This window comes from Synechococcus sp. R55.7, assembly GCF_047461955.1.
Lineage (GTDB): Bacteria > Cyanobacteriota > Cyanobacteriia > Thermostichales > Thermostichaceae > Thermostichus.
On the sequence record NZ_JANSIC010000237.1, the window covers coordinates 1 to 1,415 of the forward strand.

General features: G+C 56.7%; 2 protein-coding genes. One reads left to right on the forward strand and one right to left on the reverse strand.

The features are described 5' to 3' along the window. Window positions 1-191: hypothetical protein (locus NW820_RS10910; RefSeq protein ID WP_414407499.1), on the forward strand; the 191-nt coding region annotated here is incomplete at its 5' end. A 126-nt stretch (window positions 192-317) separates the two neighbouring features. On the opposite strand, the gene NW820_RS10915 is transcribed toward NW820_RS10910, so the two are convergent. After that, a complete protein-coding gene (locus NW820_RS10915; protein ID WP_414407500.1) occupies window positions 318-1,370 on the reverse strand; it encodes a Fe(3+) ABC transporter substrate-binding protein in 1,053 nt (350 codons plus the stop codon). Window positions 1,371-1,415: the final 45 nt, after the last annotated feature.

Genomic DNA, 1,415 nt, shown 5'->3' on the forward strand with positions numbered 1-1,415 from the left:
GTTTTCTGTGGTCAAAAGCAGATCCCGCTTTGGAACAGGAGCCTTTTCGGGAAGGTTTTCAATTGCCTTTGCCGGGCTATTGGTGTAGAAAGAAGTTAAAGAAAGCAGGAGCAAGAACAAGCCTGCTGTTCGCAGTTGTTTCATTTGGCAAACCTCCAGAAGCTTTTGAAAAAGAAAGACAGGACGCCTGAGCGGCCTCGAACGGAAGCAACGCCGTCCTAGAGTATCGACGCTTGGCCAAGAACCGTCAAGCTGCTTAACGTTCACGGCGTCAAGCAATGAAAGGCTGCACTCAGGGCCTGTCCTGGAGGCCTGATCTACTTCCAACCGGCCCGATCCATTACCTTTAGGGCATCAGGGGTGACGCGGCCAATGCTGGCGGCGTTGATCGTATCTTCCTTAAAGGTGCCAAAGCTGGCCACCAACGAGTCGATCTCAGCCCCGGGCAGTACCGGGTACTCATTGTTGCTCTGGGCAAAAATGGCCTGCGCCTCTGGCCCGGAGAGAAACTCCAAAAATTGGATGGCCGCGTCTTTGTTGGGAGCTGTTTTCAGAATGCCGGCCCCGCTGATGTTGACGTGGGTGCCACGATCCTGCTGGTTGGGGAAGAAGACGCCGATTTTCTCGGCTACGGCGCGCTCTTCTGGATTGTCGGATTTGATCAAACGCGGCAAATAGTAGGTGTTGGCCAAAGCCACGTCTCCCACCCCGGCGGCCACGGCCTTGATCTGATCCGTGTCTCCCCCTTCCGGCGGACGGGCAAAGTTGGCCACCAAGCCCCGGGCCCATTGCTCCGTTTCCGGGATCCCGTGGGCCAAGATGATCGAAGCCGTCAAGGATTGGCTGTAAACGTTGCTGGAGGAGCGGGTGAGCACCTTGCCCCGCCACTTGGGGTTGGCCAGATCTTCGTAGGTAGACAGCTCGTTGGGATCCACCTTGTCTTTGTTGTACATGATCACCCGCGCCCGCTTGGTGAGGCCAAACCAGTACCCCTCTGGATCCCGCAGAGACTCGGGAATATTTTTGGAGAGCGTCTCCGACTGGATGGGCTGAAACAGGCCCTCGTTCTGAGCCCGCCACAGCCGGGCAATATCCACCGTCATGAAGATGTCGGCGGGGCTGTTGGATCCCTCGCTGCGGATGCGCTGGACGATCTCATCGGCGTTGCCCTGCACCCAATTCACGGTAATGCCCGTTTTCTGCTTGAAAAGTTCGTACAATTTCTCGTCTGTGCCGTAGTGCCGCGAGGTGTAGAGGTTCACTTCCCGATTGGCGCCATGGGCCGGACGCAGAAGAGACCCTGCTGCCAGAGCCGCAGAACCTAGCGTGGCTCCACTGACAAATTGCCGTCGCGATAAGCGCATACCCAACTCCTAAGTTCAAAAACATCTCAAGAGACACAGCTCCACCGGCCA